The following is a 17,364-nucleotide window of genomic DNA, read 5'->3' on the forward strand; positions in this document are numbered from 1 at the left end:
ACAATGAAAACCATCCATAGAACCCTCTTCCGGTGGAGCGTCCCGGCACTCGCCCTCCTCTGCCTGACCCTCACCGCTGCCTGCAGCGACTGGCTCGACGTGAAGCCTTCCACACAAATAGAGAAAGAAGATGCCGAAAAGACACTGACTGGTTATGAGAGCATGCTCATCGGCGCCTACATCCAGATGCAGTCGTCCCTGCTCTACGGACGGCAGATGAGCTACGGCGCCATCGAATACCTGGCGGAACACTGGAACAGTGCGCCCCTGAACAGTGCCGAGAGTGCACTCACCGCCCACCGGTACGACGACGAGGCGGCAGAACAGCTGTTCGCCGACATGATGAATGCCTTCTACAAGGTCATCTTCAATGTGAACAGTGTCCTGTCGGACATCGACCGGCACCGCGACATCCTCACCGACCACCACTACGAACTTATCAAAGGGGAGAGCATCGGGCTGCGCGCCTTCTGCCACCTGGAACTGCTCCGCCTGTGGGGTCCCATCCCCGGACAGGCAGACTCGACGGCGTGTCTCGCCTACGTCACACGCCGTGGGAAGGAAATCAACGAACGCCTGCCTTATGCCGAGTATGTCCGCCGCATCGAAGCCGACCTCGACGAAGCGGAAGCCCTGCTCCGGGACATCGATCCCGTCACGGAGGTGAATGTGTCGGCACGGGAGGAAGTGTCGCTCATCGGAACCGGGAAAATACGCAGCGAGTTCTTCACCGAACGCCGCAAACGCTTCAACTACTACGCCTGCATCGCCACGAAGGCGCGTCTCTACCTGTGGACCGGACAGCCCGAAAAGGCAGCCCGCTGCGCCACGCAGGTCATCGACGCCAAGGACAACCGTGGGAAGCAAATCTTCACCTACGGCACACGGAGCGACATGGAGCAGGGCGACTACACGCTCTCTGCCGAACACATCTTCTGCATCGACCTCCCCTCGCTGGAGAGCAACAGCGGACTGGATGTCTACGCCGGCCGCTCCTATAAGCTGACGAAGTTGTTCAAGAGCACTGACCTGCGCCTGACGAAGCTGTTCTACGACCGCACCGAGAACGGCAGCACGAACACGTATCCCTACAAGTATCTCTACGTTCCCGAGCTGAAGGACAGCCGTCCGCGTGCCCTCTGCGTGGTGCCTGCCCTCCGGTTGAGCGAGATGAAGCTCATCCTCGCCGAAGCCTTGGGCAAGGAGCAGGGCATCCCCATCGTCAACGAGCTGGGGGCGCAACGCGACCTCGCCCCGCTGAGTGCATCGACCTCCGACAGCAACTGGCTGCGTACGCTCGTGCAGGAATACCACCGCGAATTCTACGCAGAGGGGCAGGGCTTCTTCGCCTCCAAGCGCATCTGGCCGAAGCTCGACGTGTTCTGGCCCGTCGCAAACAACCGCAAGAGCGAAGACATCTACCGGATTCCCTTGCCCCGTGCAGAGACCTTGACCGAATGAACCAACGCATTAATCCTACAGACAATGAGAAACATCCTACTCCAACTTCCGGCAGCAGTCATCGCACTCTGCCTGGGTGTCTTCCTCGCCACCTCCTGCCGGGAAGACCATATCCCCACCTATTCGGGCGGGGCACGCATCCAGTGGCTCACCCGCTTTGTCAGCGACTCGCTGCGCGTGGACTTCTCGTTCACTTCGCTGACCGGAGGCGAAACGTCGCACGTGGTCGAACTGCCCTTCAAGGTAATCGGTCCCGCCACCGGGCAGGAACGCACCTTTACCCTCCGTCAGGCGGACGATGACAGCGGACTCCCTGCCGCCGTCGAAGGGACCGACTATACCCTCCCCGAACGCCTCACCGTCGCCCCGGGTGCGCTGCAAGGCACCGTTCCCGTCACCCTGCTGCGCACTGCCGCCCTGGACACCGTCACCAAACGGCTCGCCCTGGAGTTTGTCACGGGCAGCGAGTTCGGTCCGGGCGCCCGGCTGCAACAACGCGCCGTCATCGACTTCTCCAACCAGCTGTCGCGTCCCTCGTCCTGGGACTACATTGTCGAGTGGCAGGACTGGGGCGTCTGGAGCCGGGGCAAGCACCTCTTCATCAATCAGGTGCTTGGGAAGCCCATCGCCGACGACTTCTTCCTCGTCACCGACGCGACCCTGCTGCGCATTTACCTCGACACGCTGAAGAAGGCGCTCGACCGCTTCAACAACGACCCGGACAACATCGCCTCGGGCAAGGCTCCCGTGCTCTCCGACCCGAACGACCCGAAGTCCGCACCCATCAGCTTCAGCTCCCAATCCGTCTAACCTCCAAAAACACAAACTCATGAATACCCGCATATTCCCCTTCCTGCTGTGCCTCCTGCTGGCACTGACAGGCTGTTATGAAGACGAGAGCAACGACCGGCTGCTGCCCAAGGCCACCGTCAGCGTCACCGGCATCGCCGAAAGCTACACCGTCGGCGCACTCAAGGAGGTGTCGCTCGACATCACCCCCGACGTGGTCAGCCCGGGCAACGAACATCGTGCCTGGTGGGGCATTGTCTCGGAAAAGGACCGCTACAACGCCGTCATCGACACACTGGCACGGACTGTCGAACTGCACATCCGCCGCAGCTTCCTGCCGGGTGAGTACATCCTGCTCTACTACGTGGAGGACGTCAGCACGGGACTCTCGCACATGCTGAAGACCCGCCTCTCGGCACGCACGGAGTTCAGCAAGGGCTGGTGGGTGCAGAAGACCACACCGGACGGGACCGACTGCGACATCGACATGTTCCCCGACGAAGGCAGCCTCATCCCCGATGTCATCCGGAACGCCGCCGGGCAACCGCTTGAAGGGAAAGCCGTCGACATGACCACTGCCCAATACTCTTTCAGCTACACCACGACCGATGCCTCGGGCACACCCGTCCGGGAACAGGCCGCGCCGCTCATCGTCGCCTCCGCCCGGGAGCTGGCGGTGCTCAACCTGGAGACAGGCATCCCCGTCGCCCGGATGGCGGACCTGTTCGTCGAGCAGCCCGCCACCCCCGACATCACCGCGCTCTGCCATGCCTACGGACACCTCTACCTGGGCTGCAACGGACAGATTCATGCGATGGGGTACAGCAACGGCTCCCTCGTCGGCATGTTCAACACGCCCCTGCTGGGAGACACCCCTCTGCCCTATCTCCACAGCGGGCAGCCACGCACCAAGGCACTCTGCTTCGACGACGTCCGCGGCGCCTTCTTCACCCTGCCCGAGGACGCCATCCGGGTGCAGTACATGGAGGACGAAGCCGGTGCCAAGCTTACGGGACTGGACGCCGAAGTGCTGGCTGCCGGACCGCATGATATCGAGTCGAACTTCGACGACGCTACGTCCGAGGTGGTTCTCCGCGACCGCACGACGGGCAGAGTGAGCATCTACACCTTCCAGAGCAACCTGAACAACAAGAACGGCAACGTCAAGTCCGTCCGGCAAGTCGTGGAGGGCAGGCTGCTCCACCGCGCCGAGCACGTCTGTGTGGCAAAGGAGTACCGCGAGCTGTTCTTCACCGTCGGACGGGACCTCTACATGTACGACATCGCCACGGGCAGCGAGACCCTGCAACTCACCCTGCCCGGCACGGATGCCGTCACCCTCCTGCAGTGCGTCCGGATAGGCGACTTCGAGCCTGAGCCGCTGCTCCACCTGCTGCTCGGGACCTCCGACGGCAACCGTTACACCCTGCGTGTCTACAGCTTCCGCGCCGGCCACATCACCGAACCTGCCGTCCGCACCCTGGAAGGCGAAGGCACCGTCCGCCGTGCCGTCTATGCCGCCAATGTCGACGGATACATCCACCGCACCTGCCTCGAATGAGGCAAACCGGCAGTATCTCCCCCTCCCCTCACCGACGCGCCCTGTCCCCTCGCGACGGGAGGGGGAATCCTCTGCCGGACCGTTGCGGCACATCCGCACCGAGACCCGTGCCCCTTTTGGGGTCAAAATATATTTGCACATCCACGCCTGAATGCCTACCTTTGCAGCCGACTATTTGAGGAAACGATTAATATTCTAGAATATGGCATTACAATGTGGAATAGTGGGTCTGCCCAACGTCGGGAAATCGACCCTCTTCAACTGTTTATCCAACGCTAAGGCACAAGCTGCCAACTTCCCCTTCTGCACCATTGAACCCAACGTCGGTGTCATCACCGTCCCCGATGAACGGCTGAACAAGCTCGCCGAGCTGGTCCACCCGGGACGCATCGTGCCGACCACCGTCGAGATTGTCGACATCGCCGGACTGGTCAAGGGAGCCAGCAAGGGGGAAGGACTGGGCAACAAGTTCCTTGCCAACATACGCGAGACGGACGCCATCCTCCACGTACTGCGCTGCTTTGACGACGACAACGTCACCCACGTCGACGGCACGGTGGACCCCGTACGCGACAAGGAAATCATCGACACCGAGCTTCAGCTGAAAGACCTCGAGACCATTGAGGCACGCATCCAGAAGGTCCAGAAGCAAGCACAGACCGGGGGCGACAAGCAGGCGAAGCTGCTCTACGACGTCCTCCTGCGTTACAAGGAGGCACTCGAACAGGGAAAGTCGGCACGCACCGTGCAGTTTGAGGGCAAGGACGAGCAGCGGGCGGCACACGACCTCTTCCTGCTCACCTCGAAACCGGTGCTCTATGTCTGCAACGTCGACGAGGGCAGCGCCGTCAGCGGCAACAAGTATGTCGAACAGGTGCGTGAAGCCATCCGCGAGGAGGGTGCCGACCTGCTCGTCGTGGCTGCCAAGGTCGAGTCGGAGATTGCCGAACTGGAGACCTACGAAGACCGCCAGATGTTCCTGCAGGAAATCGGACTGGAGGAGTCGGGCGTCAACCGCCTCATCAAGGCTGCCTACAAGCTGCTCGACCTGGAGACGTTCATCACCGCCGGCGAGATGGAGGTGAAGGCGTGGACCTTCCACAAGGGATGGAAAGCTCCGCAATGCGCCGGCGTCATCCACACCGACTTCGAGAAGGGCTTCATCCGCGCCGAGGTCATCAAGTATGAGGACTACCTCACCTACGGCTCCGAAGCCGCCGTGCGCGAAGCCGGCAAGCTGAACGTCGAGGGCAAGGACTACGTCGTACAGGACGGCGACATCATGCACTTCCGCTTTAACGTCTAAACCTTCCCGATATGGACACACTCGCCTTCATCACGTGGAACCCCGGCATCGAGCTTTTCAGCATCGGGCCTGTCCACATCCGTTACTACTCGTTGTGCTGGATCATCGGACTGCTGTTCGCCTACCTCATCGTGCAACGGCTCTACCGCCAGCAGGGCATCAAGAGTGAGCTTTTCGAACCACTCTTCCTCTACTGTTTCGTGGGCATCCTCGTCGGCGCCCGCCTGGGGCACTGCCTCTTCTATGAGCCGGGCTTCTACCTCACCCATCCGCTGGAGATGATTCTCCCCTTCCGCCACACCGCCTCGGGATGGATATTCACGGGCTACCAGGGTCTGGCGAGCCACGGCGGCACGCTGGGCCTGATGATTGCGCTGTGGCTCTACGTCCGACGGACGAAGCTGAACATCGTCCGCGTGCTCGACAACATTGCCATCGCGACGCCGCTCACGGCATGCTGCATCCGTCTGGGCAACCTGATGAACTCCGAGATAGTGGGGCTTCCGACCGACGTGCCCTGGGGCTTCATCTTCGTGCACAATGGCGAGGCGTTCGCACGTCACCCGGCACAGCTCTACGAGGCACTCGCCTACCTGGTCATCTTCCTTGCCGGCTGGCTGCTCTACCGACGCCACCGTGACAAGGTGGGGACGGGCTTCTTCTTCGGCTTCTGCCTGACAACGATATTCGCCTTCCGCTTCTTCGTCGAGTTCATCAAGGAGGAGCAGGTGGGCTTTGAGGAGGGCATGGCACTCAACATGGGACAGTGGCTGAGCATCCCCTTCGTCGTGCTGGGCATCGCCTGCATGGTCGGCGGACGCTGGCTCCGGAAGCTTTCCGGGAAATAATCCTTCCTTCCTCACGTTCTCTCTGACAGGGGGACGGGACTGCGGTGACATCCGTAGCCCCGTCCCCCTGTTTCGTATGCAGGGACCGGCAGGCACGGTGGCTTGACGGACGGAAGACAAGCGGCCAACTCACTCGACACACGTGCCTGACTCACTAAAAGCCCGTGCTTAATCTGACAAGCACAGGGGCTTGACAGACCAAAGTATAATACTTAGGCAGCCTAAGTATAATACTTAGGGGGTCTAAGTATAATACCTTTCCTGGATAAGTATGATACCTTGATAAGTCAAGTATGATACTCAGGTATATCAAACCAATTGGTTTGCCGCGTCAAACACTTGTGTTTGTCCGGTCAAAGGCTTGTGTTTGCACGGACAAACGCAAAGGTTCGGAGGGTGTATCTTCCTTTGACGTCCCCTCGTGATGCGGGCATTCTGTCCGTCCGGAACGGCGGAACAGAAGCGTCGGCAGACGTCTTCCGGCGGGAGCGACTTATTGTAATATTCCGGCATTTTCTCACCTGTCAGTTCAGTATTATTTTGACATTACAAAAGGATATCACTTTAGCATCCCTTATGATTTATTTTACCAATTTCCCTTCTGAACGAATCTGGACGAAAGAACCCTTTTCAGCCCTTTTAGCCTCATTTTAACAAGAAAGAGCAGACAGATGCTCCCGTTAGCAACATTTGTCCACCAAAAAGATAGAAATTTACCCCCCCCCCAGTTGCCTTTTAACCTACATTTGCATCCAACGAGCTTTTTAACTAATCACTTTATTTAATCACTTATTGTTTTATGAGGCAAAAGGAAATCATGAAAAACATGAACGGTAGACTATTCCTTCTGTTGGCACTTCTCCTCTTTGTGCCACTGGGATTGTTTGCCCAGTCCATCACGGTGAAAGGAACCGTCGTGGACGAGACAGGTGAGACTGTCATTGGTGCTTCGGTTGTGGAGAAGGGGAATCCTTCCAACGGAGTCATCACCAATTTCGACGGTCAGTTCACGCTGACTGTCCCCAAAGGAAAGATGCTGGTAGTCTCCTACGTGGGATACATCTCCCAGGAGGTAGAGGCTGTAGCCGGTGAAGAACTCCGCATCACCTTGCGCGAGGACTCGCAGTCGCTCGACGAGGTCGTAGTCATCGGTTACGGTGTCAGCCAGGTGCGTAAGGACTTGACCGGTTCCGTCGGTTCCGTGTCGGGAGCCAAGTTGGCACAGGTGCCTGTGGCTTCAGCCGGTGAGGCACTGCAAGGAAAGATTGCCGGTGTGCAGGTCACCACGGTCGATGGTGCGCCGGGTGCCGACATCAACATCCGTATCCGTGGTGGTGGTACCTCACTGAGTGGCGACAACAGCAAGCCGCTCTTCGTGGTCGACGGTTTCATCACCGACAACATCAACGATATTCCCCCGACAGACATCCAGTCCATCGACGTCCTGAAGGACGCCTCCCTGACTGCCATCTATGGTGCGAAGGGTGGTAACGGTGTAGTCATCGTCACCACGAAATCAGCACAGGCAGGCAAGCTGAAGGTGGAATTCAACACCTACTGGCAGGCACGCCAGCTCTCCGGCAAGCTCGACTTGCTCGACACCTACGAGTTCGTCCGCTACCAGCTCGACGGCACGGTGGCAAGCAACAGCAAAATCCACCAGTTCCGCAACGACTTCGGTAACCCGAACGACCTCGACATCTACCAACATGCCGTGACCCACGACTGGCAGGACGAAATCATGGGCAGCACCCCCATCACCCAGATGTATAATGTAACGGTGAAGGGTGGTAGCGACAACATCAAGCTCAGCACCTCGCTGACCCACCACGACGAGCGTGGTGTCGTGGAAAGCTCCGGCGTACGCCGTACGAACATGAACACGAAGATTGACGTGAAGCTCTCCGACCGCGTGAGCCTCCTCTTCAACCCGCGTTTCACCTACCGCCGTGACATGGGTGCCGGTGGTGAGGGCATCGGTACATCGGGTTTGATCGGTGTGCTCCGCTACCGTCCGACGAACGGCTTGCGCGAATACATCTTCCGCGACGACGAGACGGTCAACTTTGACGAGGAGCGCAACTGGATGCTCGCCAGCCCGCGCGACGACATCGACCAGAACTACCGTCTGCGTCACTCCTACACCTTCACCAACCAGGCTTCGCTGACGTGGAAGATTATCGACGGACTGACCTTCCGCTCAGACATCGCACAGTCCTGGCGCTTCCGCGACGACAACCGCTTCTACGGTTACCTGACCGACGAGGCTGCCAACAACAACGACATGCCGGTGGCTGAAATCACCAACGACCGTCAGGACAAATACGTCTGGACGAACACGTTGAACTACCAGCTCAGCCTGCGCGACGAGGATGTGCACAACTTCTCGTTCCTCCTCGGACACGAAATGCAGCACACGCAGACGACGGCCAACTTCGAGGCAGCACGCTACTTCCCGCAGCAGACTCCTCCCCGCTCCGCCTTTGCCAACATGGGCTTGGGTACGGCTTACCAGACCACGTCAGGCGTGTCTACCCCCGACCGCATGCTCTCATTCTTCGGTCAGGCAAACTACAACTACAAGCACAAGTACCTCGTCTCGCTGACGTTCCGTGCCGATGGTTCGACGAAGTTTGCTCCGGGCGACCAGTGGGGTTACTTCCCCTCCATCTCCGGTGCATGGGTACTCTCGGAAGAACCGTTCATGCAGGACATCGACTGGATTAGCCAGTTCAAGATTCGTGCCGCCTTCGGTATGGCAGGTAACAACGAGATTGATTCCGACCTCTGGCGTTACCAGTACAGCATCTCCTCCACCGGTGGACCGAGCTGGGGCGAGACCACCCTCAACGGTGAAGGCTACTACCAGAACGGCTCCGGCTCGACCTTCCCCAACAAGGACATCAAGTGGGAGACGACCATCACCCGCAACCTTGCCCTCGACCTGAGCTTCTTCGACGGACGCCTGAACATCACGCCGGAGTTCTACTGGAACACCACGCGCGACCTGCTCTATGAGAGCATGATTCCCTCGACCACCGGTTACACCCGCCAGATGCAGAACGTGGGTCAGGTGACCAACAAGGGTTTCGAACTGACCATAGGCGGCGACCTCTACCGCTCGCGTGACGCCGTGTTGAGCGCCAACTTCACCATGGGTATCAACAAGACCCACGTCGACCACCTCAACGGCGACGACAAGGAGCTGTGGGCAACCTCCAGCCGCTGGTCGTCATCGGACAACGACTTCTGTCTGCGTGAAGGCGAGGAAGTGGGCTTGATTTACGGTTACGTGTACGACGGACTGTACAGCTTCGACGAGTTCGACCGCGTGAACTTCAACTACGTAGCCAAGGAAGGAACCGTCAACGGCGACGGTATCTACGGCACCCAGCCGGGACGTCCGAAGTTCAAGGACCTCAGCGGTCCCGAAGGCAAGCCTGACGGCATCATCGACGAATACGACCGCACGATTATCGGTAACACCAACCCGCGTCTGCAGGGAGGTTTCAGCTTGAGCGGACAGTGGAAGAACTTCGACTTCAACGCCAACTTCACCTACATGCTCAACTTCGACCTTATCAACGCCACCGCCTACGAGCTTTCGTCTGCCCATGGCTCCAGCCAGAGCGACCCGAAGAACGTCCTCGCCGACTTCAACTACGAGAACCGCTGGGTTTACTACGGCGACATCTACAACGCCGACGGTACGCTCTACAACGCCAACGAAATGCTCTACAGCAACAGCCAGCACAACGAGTACATGGATGTCTATCAGTCCATCAATGCCAACAAGACACTTTGGAACCCGAACGACGTGACCGAGCGCTACACCCACTCCTACTTCATCGAGGACGGTTCGTTCCTGCGTCTGCAAGACATCACCATCGGTTACACGCTGCCCGAGAAGCTCACCAGCAACTGGGGTATCTCCCGTCTGCGTGTCTATGTGACCGGCTCCAACCTCTTCTGCCTGACCGGCTACAGCGGCTACGACCCTGAAATCGATATCCAGAGCGGTCTGACCCCGAGTGTGGACTACAACCGCTACCCGCGCAGCCGCGGCTACCTGTTCGGACTTAACATTTCATTCTAAACCAAACACAGAAACACATGAAGAAGAAATACAGTTTCATCCTGGGACTTGCCCTGTTGGGCATGACATCGTGCTCCGACTTCCTGGAGGTCGACTCTCCGTCCGCGTTCACCGACGACTATGTGATGGACAACCTCGAAGAAGCCAACCGCCTGCTCAACGGTGTCTATGCCGGCATCTGCAACAACAATACCTACGGCAATGCCTACCTGACCACATTCTGCTTCAACAGCGATGTGGAGTTCACCACCAGCTCCAACGAGCTGCAGAGCGCCAGCCACAACGAATACAAGCTGTTCGACTGTGAGGCGGACGCCAGCAACCTGCTCTCGACCTGGAACGCCGCCTACTCGGGCATCGAACGCGCCAACAACTTCATTACCGCAGCCGAAGCCAGCGAGCTGTACGCCCAGGGCGACGCAGACCTGATACAGATGATTGGCGAGGCGAAGTGCCTCCGTGCCATGAGCTACCTCGACCTGGTCATCCTCTTCGGTGACATCCCCTTCTCGATGACGCGTACCTACGACGCCGAGAGCCTCGTGATGCCCATCGTGAACCGTGACGAAATCCTGACCACCCTCATCGAGGACCTGGAAGGCATCGCACCCTCCATGCGCTTTGCCTCCGAACTGGAAGGTGGCGTGGAACGCTGCTCGAAGGAGTACTGTTGGTCGCTCATCGCCCGCATCGCCCTCTTCCGCGGCGGTTACTCACTCCGTCCGGGAGCCACGACAGCCGACATCGGCACCATGGAACGTCCCGACGACTACAAAGACTACTATGCCATCACACGCCAGTACTGCGACTCCGTCATCTCCTCCGGCACCCACAGCCTGAACAAGGACTACATGCAGGTGTTCATCGACGAGTCTGCCTACCGCGTGACCAACAACGACGACCCCATCTTCGAGATTCCCTTCACCCAGCTCGTGTCGGGTAACATCGGCTACATCCACGGACCGAAGAGCAACGAGTCGAATGCCGGCGGAACGACGGGTGTCAACCAGTGGGGTATGGCAAGCTCCAGCGTCCGTCTGAACGCCTTCTACCGCTTCACCTTCGACCCACAGGACGCACGCCGCGCCATGGTGGGCTTCTGGGGTTACGAGGCTGACGGAACACCGACACTGGAGAACGACCGCAACAACTACTGCAACAAGTGGTCGAAGTTCTGGGACCCGGACCACACGCTGGGTTACATGAGCGAAGGAAGCACCGGCATCAACTTCCCCTACATGCGTTATGCCGACGTCCTGCTGATGTATGCCGAGGCTGAGAACGAGCTGAACAACGGTCCGACGGCTGCCGCCCGCGACGCTCTGAAGGAAGTGCGCCGCCGTGCCTTCCGCAATGCCGACAACCAGGGCGAGATGGTCGACGTCTACGTAGACCAGGCTTCGAGCAAGGAAGACTTCTTCGACCTCCTCGTCGACGAGCGTGCCTGGGAGTTCGGTGGAGAGAACATCCGCTGGAAAGACCTCATCCGCTGGAACCTCTACAACCAGGTGGTATATACGACCTTCTGGCGCTACTACGGTGTGGGCAGCGACGACTACTCCTACGACCTCTATGACGAGTACGACTCCTATCCGCGCAACATCTACTACCACGTGATTCCCAACCCGGGCGACGGCAGCTTCCCCAACACCGTGCTCGACGTCATCGAGTTCTTCACCGACGAGGAATATGGTGTCGACTGCCAGTGGGCACCCATCCCCATCGACTACCAGCTCAACCATGCAGACCGTCTGCCGTCCATCACCGGCAGCGATGCCTGGAGCCAGGCAGAGTGGTTCAGATGGATTGACGAGGACACCGGTATCGCCCGCGCCGACTGCCGCTGCTCGCTCCGCGGATACATCTACATCGACCAGCAGGGTTCACTCTTCCCGAGCGACATGCCCTGGTATTCACTGGAGACCGACCTCAACAGCCTGCCGCCCGTGCGCTACATCCTCCCCATCCCGAGCGATGCCATCTCGCGCAGCAACGGCACGTATGTGAACTACTACGGATATTAACCTTCAACCAACACGTGAGACAACATGAAAAAACATAGTATCTATTTCTTCCTACTTTGGGCATGCGTGACCATGTTCTTCCCCTCCTGTCAGGACGACGACGTGGTCAGTGACGGGGAGTTCAACAGCGAACGTCTGTTCATGCCCATGTTCCGTCGTGACGAGAACACCAACGCCGGCACCTCTGACCGCTACCAGTGCGCCATCGCCTCGGAAGCGCCTAACAGCGCCAGCAAATATGTCAACGACGTGCAGCTCTACTGGTACGGTGTCAACGGAGCCAGCGGCTACCGCCTCCAGGCGAAAATCCAAGGTACGGAGTGGACTACCGACTGTGTGCTCGACACCATCCTTCCGCCCGACCAGCTCTCGTTCCTCCACGAGGACCTGCAGTACTCCACGGGCTACTCCTACGCCATCCAGGCTCTCTCCCCCAAGGGTGATGCCTACAACTCCAAGTGGTACGGCTACGGCGACGGCTCGCACCAGAAGGACTACATGACCATCACCACGGGTGAACGCTATGCCGTGCCCGACGTGTTCTGGCCTTCCGAAGTGACCGAGAGCACCGTCCGCGTCAACTTCAACCCCACCGTGGAAAACGGCAGCGAGACGACCTACCGTGACTTCTTCGAAGCAGGTGCCGAGACTGCCAACGGCGAATGGGTGTTCGACGAAATCCAGATTGTCCCCACCGCCGACAACCCGCAGCTGGAGACCATCACCCACAAGGTGACCCAGGCTGACCGCGACAAGGGCTACGTGGACTTCGAAGGACTGACCTCCAACGGTTCCTACGTCATCTACGGACAGAACAACAACGTGTCCCGCTACTTCGACCGTCAGTACAACAAGGTGATGATGCGTATGATGGGTGAACCGGGCGAACCGATTATCATCCCCGCCACCGTCGACCCGAACGACACCATCCTCGCCCAACGCTACGTGCCCGGCCTGCAGGCTACGCGTATCGACACCGTGCTCACCAACTACATGGGTGACAACACGATGGCTGAGGGACAGGTGTTCTACCTCGAAGGCGGCAAGGACTACTACATCTCGACCAACGTCGAACTGACCAAGGGCCTCACCATCGAGACCAACCCCGAAGACCTCCCGACCAAGGGACGTGCCCGCATCCTCCTCGGTGTAGGTGCCTCGTCAGAGACCATGACCGACCCGTCGGAAGTCAACTTCAACCTGGCACGTAACGCACAGAGCAGCGCCGAGAACGGCATGATGTTGACCATCCAGGCTATCAAGTTCAACGAAATCAACTTCCAGCCGCAGATGTACTACAACTACTGGGATGTGAACGGTACGGGTGGCAACTCGTCGTACACCATCAGTGCGAACTACTTCATGAACATGAGCTCACAGGGTCTCTCCTTCTCGCTGACCGAGCTGAGTGTGACCAACTGTACGTTCAGCGGCTTGGTACGTGGCTTCATCCGCTTCCAGGGTCCGAACCGCCAGATTATCGAGAACCTGACGGTGGAGAACTGCGTCTTCTACGACTGCGGCTGCTATGACACCAACGGACGTGGCTACTCGTGGTTCGCCGGACCGGGCAACAACCGCAACTCGAACTTCTACCAGAACCTTGTCTTCCGCAACAACTCTATCATCGGCTCACCGCGCCACGCCCTCGTGACGGAGAACGGCAACCTGGCATGGCCTGTCGGAACGACCTGGAACATCACCGTGGAGAACAACACGTTCGTCAACTTCAGCCCGCACTCGACCAGCTCCGGCCACGGCCTCATGTTCGAGACGCGCTACATCCCGATGGGCAGCAAGATCACCTGCCGCAAGAACCTCTTCGTCATGGTGAAGGCCGGCGACTCTGACGACCGCTACCTCTACATGCGCGGCATGCGTATCAGCAACCAGGCTATCAGCTACGACTTCAGCGACAACTATGCGACCACCGTGCCCACCTGGTACAACAACCAGGGCAACCTCCAGAACCTGACCGACGGACTCTGGACGAACTATCCGTTCAGCGGCAATGACGGTGCCGGCTACCAGAGCGGTTCGCTCAACGCCGGAGGCATCGGAGAAACCCGCATCAAGTTCGGCGACAATGTCAACGGCAACGAACCCGATGCCGTGGGCTACCAGCTGACACCTGAAGAGCTGTTCAAAGACCCGCGTCCGCTGGCTCCGAACCGCGACAAGAACATGAACCGTTACAACGTGGACGGTTTCTACTACAACAACACGGACCGCGTGCGCAACCACCCGATTTACACGAAGGGAATCGGTGACCCGCGCTGGCGTACCGGTGCCGCTTGGAAATAAGGCACAACAAAAATGCGTGAAAGCTCCGGACTCACCTTGCAACCCACACACATTGAGATTCCCTGATTGCAAGCCGGAGCAGTAGCGACTGATTCATCATAAGCAAAGAATGGGTAAAGGCTCGTCGTGAGACGGGCCTTTACTGTGTTTATAAGGTGGGGCTTTGGAGGGCAAAAACAAAGCGGACAACACAGCTCCTCCGAAGAAGACACTGTGCTGTCCGCACCCCAAACATGGTCAGGAATCAGCCTTCAAGGCTCTCCCGACATCAGTCACCAAAGATTTCCTTGAACTTCGCCTCCAGTTCATCGCTTTCCATCTTGCCCACGATGTTGCCGTCGGGGTCAATGAGATACTTCGTCGGAAGGAAGTGGATGGCATATTTGTCACTGATGTCATTCGTACGGTCAAACTTCCATTCGCCGTTCTCACGCGACATTTTCATGCCTCGCAGCACGTGATGGAATTCCTCCAGCCCGTCTTCCTTGATAGCCTTTCGCCAGTCTTCCGGACTGTTGTCATTGTCGCCCACATAGACATACTCCAAGCCTTTGTCGTGGTATTTGGCATACATCTCCTTCATGTGTGGATTGCTCTTGCGGCAGGGCACGCACCAGCTTGCCCAGAAGTCGATGACCACATACTTGCCTTTCAGGTCAGCAAGGCGGAAGGGCTTCCCGTTCACGTCGGTTGCTTCAAAGAGCGGTGCAGGCTGTCCCGGCTGCACACGTCCCAGTGTCTCCAGCTCATCGGCTACCTCACGGGCACTCGCCACCTGCTGCACTTCCGGCGAAAGTCCGTCATAGAGCCCTTTCAGCTCCTCATAGGTCAGGTAACCCGAATAGGAACGAAGCATGTCGGGCGATGCATACGACGACGGATGGTTTGCTATGAAAGCCAGTGAGAGCTTGCGTACACGCGTCTGGAAAGGTTCCAGCTGCTCACGCAGTTCATTCTGCTTCTCGTGGTCTGTCTCGGCTGCTATCGCCTTCTCGATGGCTTCCGCTTCCGCCATGATGGCGCGCTGCTGCTCCTCCAGACTGTCCACGGCAAGCTGGGTGGCAGAGCCTTCCAAGCGGCTCTTGCTCCAGTCGGCAGTATCAATGGTGAGGGTCATGTCAGCAGATTCGATGAAGGGGCTGTAATAATGCTTCGGGTCAAGCTGCTGCATGGGAAGTTTGGGGTAGATTCCCACCCGGATCGGAACCTTCAGTTTCCCTTCAAAGCGGAAAGCACCGCCTTCGACCAACGCACTGTCCGTCACCGGAACGGTATCGTTCATATACGAAAGGAACACATACTGTCCGTCGAGCCCTTCGGCACTGCCGGTGAGTGTAAACCCATCCTTGGGTTGCTGTGCACAAGCGGCACAGAGTGCAGTCACAAAGACTGCCGGGAATAATGATTTGTTCATGACATTCTTACTATAGGGTTAATGTTTCAATCAGTCAATCAGTCCTGCCACGCTGTAACCGGGGTTCTGGTCGTCACGGGTCAGGGCGTAGTTGTTCCGGAACTCATCGTCGGGGATGGGGAAGACGGAGTACTGCGTGTTGGCATACTCGGGATTGAAGCCGACGACGATGTCCTGTGGCAGACGCATCATGATTTCCCACTCACGTCCGCTCTCACAGAAGAGGTTGCGCATGTACTCCTTGAAATAGACCTCCATAAAGGCATGTACATCGCCGTCAGACACGTTGTCGACCTCGGAGAAGTCGGTGACTCCGGCTTTCGACATGACGGTCTTCAGCAGCTCCTTTGCCTCACTGACGCGGTTCTCACGGGCAAGTGCCTCGGCACGGAGGAGGTACATCTCTCCCAACCTCATCTGGTATTGCGATTCCTCGGTCGTGGTAGCCGTGAGTTCTCCGGGCGGCATGTGCTTGAAGATGGAGGTCATGGGCGTCTTCACATAGACGAGTTCATACCCCGTCAGGTTGCCTGCATCATCAAAGATGTAGTTATATGTAGGCACATTCACGGTGTCCACCTTCATCAGCTCGTCCTTGCGCGGGTCGTTCTCAAAGAAGGCAGCAAACTTGTCGCTGATGACAAACTGTGCCTCGCCGCGATAATGGTAAGCTTCGAGCACATTGGTCTGGTTGTCCTTAGGCTGGATGCCAAACATCACCTCGGCACTGGTCAGTCCCTTCACGTGGAATATGTCGGTCGTATGCTCTTCCAGCCGGTAAGGTCCCTGGGCAATGATTTCCTCTGCCAGTGAGGCTGCATCGGCATAGTCCGAGCCTTGTCCCCTCATCATGAGCACACGCACCTTGAGTCCCTTTGCAACCCATCGGTTGGTGTAGTGGTTGGCACTCGTCTCGACCATGTTCTCGATGGCATAGTCCAGGTCTTCCATGATGGCACGGTACGCCTCGCTCACCGAGCTGCGCGGGACAGAGAGCGTACTGCTCGTCGTCGGGTCCAGACGCAGGATGATGCCGTAGGGGCTGTCCACATCCCAGAAATAGCCGAACATGCGGAGGATGTTATAGTTGATGAGTGCACGCATGCAACGTGCCTCGGCGATGATTTCCGTCTTCCGGTTGCCTGTGAACCAGCTGTCGTCAGCCTTTCCCACCTGGTCGATGACGCTGTTGGCAGCCGTCAGCTGCTGATAGTATGCCGACCAGTAATAGGCACTGTAGGACGTGTAACCGGAGCCTCCGTGTGTCTCAAACATGTACGGGCCCTGGTAATAGGTCACCAGCCCTGCGGCGTTGGCAGGATAGATTTCATAGTAGTTGGCACAGCCGGTCGACTCCACGGCATAGTTGTCCACCTGACACATGGCATAACGGTAATAGATGCCGTTGAGCGCATACTCCGCACTCTTCTGGTCCACCACCAGGTTACCGTCAACTTTCGACTGCGTGGGCAGGGCACTCAGCTTGTCGTCGCACGATGTGCCCAAGAGCAAGGCCGCCGCCAGCATTCCCCATAAATATGTAGCTTTAAATCTCATAGTC

At 58.2% G+C, this 17,364-nt stretch carries 10 protein-coding genes; 8 read left to right on the plus strand and 2 right to left on the minus strand.

Annotated features, from left to right (window positions below; genetic code table 11):
• The first annotated feature begins 3 nt into the window (after window positions 1–3).
• The 8 genes from C8275_RS01955 (at window position 4) to C8275_RS01990 (ending at window position 14,389) form a co-directional block, all read left to right on the plus strand.
• Window positions 4–1,461: a RagB/SusD family nutrient uptake outer membrane protein gene (locus C8275_RS01955; protein ID WP_106483871.1), complete on the plus strand. Its 1,458-nt coding sequence runs from the start codon at window positions 4–6 to the stop codon at window positions 1,459–1,461.
• A gap of 24 nt (window positions 1,462–1,485) precedes the next feature.
• A complete protein-coding gene (locus C8275_RS01960; RefSeq protein ID WP_106483872.1) occupies window positions 1,486–2,271 on the plus strand; it encodes a DUF4843 domain-containing protein in 786 nt (261 codons plus the stop codon).
• 19 nt (window positions 2,272–2,290) lie between these two features.
• Entirely contained in the window at window positions 2,291–3,811 is a 1,521-nt protein-coding gene (locus C8275_RS01965) for a PKD-like family lipoprotein (protein ID WP_106483873.1), read from the plus strand.
• 202 nt (window positions 3,812–4,013) lie between these two features.
• A complete protein-coding gene (ychF, locus tag C8275_RS01970; RefSeq protein ID WP_106483874.1) occupies window positions 4,014–5,117 on the plus strand; it encodes a redox-regulated ATPase YchF in 1,104 nt (367 codons plus the stop codon).
• An 11-nt stretch (window positions 5,118–5,128) separates the two neighbouring features.
• On the plus strand, window positions 5,129–5,965 hold the full coding sequence (gene lgt / locus C8275_RS01975; RefSeq protein WP_106483875.1) for a prolipoprotein diacylglyceryl transferase: 837 nt from the start codon (window positions 5,129–5,131) through the stop codon (window positions 5,963–5,965).
• 817 nt (window positions 5,966–6,782) lie between these two features.
• Window positions 6,783–10,061: a TonB-dependent receptor gene (locus tag C8275_RS01980; RefSeq protein WP_106483876.1), complete on the plus strand. Its 3,279-nt coding sequence runs from the start codon at window positions 6,783–6,785 to the stop codon at window positions 10,059–10,061.
• Window positions 10,062–10,078: 17 nt separating this feature from the next.
• Window positions 10,079–12,085 (plus strand): RagB/SusD family nutrient uptake outer membrane protein, encoded by a 2,007-nt coding sequence (locus C8275_RS01985; protein WP_106483877.1) that lies wholly within the window; start codon window positions 10,079–10,081, stop codon window positions 12,083–12,085.
• Window positions 12,086–12,109: 24 nt separating this feature from the next.
• On the plus strand, window positions 12,110–14,389 hold the full coding sequence (locus tag C8275_RS01990; RefSeq protein ID WP_157948129.1) for a hypothetical protein: 2,280 nt from the start codon (window positions 12,110–12,112) through the stop codon (window positions 14,387–14,389).
• Between the two features lie 268 nt (window positions 14,390–14,657).
• Here the strand turns inward: C8275_RS01990 and C8275_RS01995 are convergent, their stop codons facing one another.
• Together C8275_RS01995 and C8275_RS02000 are read right to left on the minus strand one after the other, a co-directional pair.
• Window positions 14,658–15,803, minus strand: coding sequence for a TlpA disulfide reductase family protein (locus C8275_RS01995; RefSeq protein WP_106483879.1), 1,146 nt, complete (start codon window positions 15,801–15,803; stop codon window positions 14,658–14,660).
• Window positions 15,804–15,833: 30 nt separating this feature from the next.
• Window positions 15,834–17,360: a RagB/SusD family nutrient uptake outer membrane protein gene (locus C8275_RS02000; protein WP_199881840.1), complete on the minus strand. Its 1,527-nt coding sequence runs from the start codon at window positions 17,358–17,360 to the stop codon at window positions 15,834–15,836.
• Window positions 17,361–17,364: the final 4 nt, after the last annotated feature.

The organism is Bacteroides sp. Marseille-P3684 (assembly GCF_900291465.1).
Lineage (GTDB): Bacteria > Bacteroidota > Bacteroidia > Bacteroidales > Bacteroidaceae > Phocaeicola_A.

Coding starts and splice junctions, on each gene's coding strand:
- C8275_RS01965 (WP_106483873.1), top strand. CDS start 2,291: ATGAATACCCGCATATTCCCCTTCCTGCTGTGCCTCCTGCTGGCACTG.
- C8275_RS01955 (WP_106483871.1), top strand. CDS start 4: ATGAAAACCATCCATAGAACCCTCTTCCGGTGGAGCGTCCCGGCACTC.
- C8275_RS02000 (WP_199881840.1), bottom strand. CDS start 17,360: ATGAGATTTAAAGCTACATATTTATGGGGAATGCTGGCGGCGGCCTTG.
- C8275_RS01980 (WP_106483876.1), top strand. CDS start 6,783: ATGAAAAACATGAACGGTAGACTATTCCTTCTGTTGGCACTTCTCCTC.
- C8275_RS01995 (WP_106483879.1), bottom strand. CDS start 15,803: ATGAACAAATCATTATTCCCGGCAGTCTTTGTGACTGCACTCTGTGCC.
- lgt (WP_106483875.1), top strand. CDS start 5,129: ATGGACACACTCGCCTTCATCACGTGGAACCCCGGCATCGAGCTTTTC.
- C8275_RS01960 (WP_106483872.1), top strand. CDS start 1,486: ATGAGAAACATCCTACTCCAACTTCCGGCAGCAGTCATCGCACTCTGC.
- C8275_RS01990 (WP_157948129.1), top strand. CDS start 12,110: ATGAAAAAACATAGTATCTATTTCTTCCTACTTTGGGCATGCGTGACC.
- C8275_RS01985 (WP_106483877.1), top strand. CDS start 10,079: ATGAAGAAGAAATACAGTTTCATCCTGGGACTTGCCCTGTTGGGCATG.
- ychF (WP_106483874.1), top strand. CDS start 4,014: ATGGCATTACAATGTGGAATAGTGGGTCTGCCCAACGTCGGGAAATCG.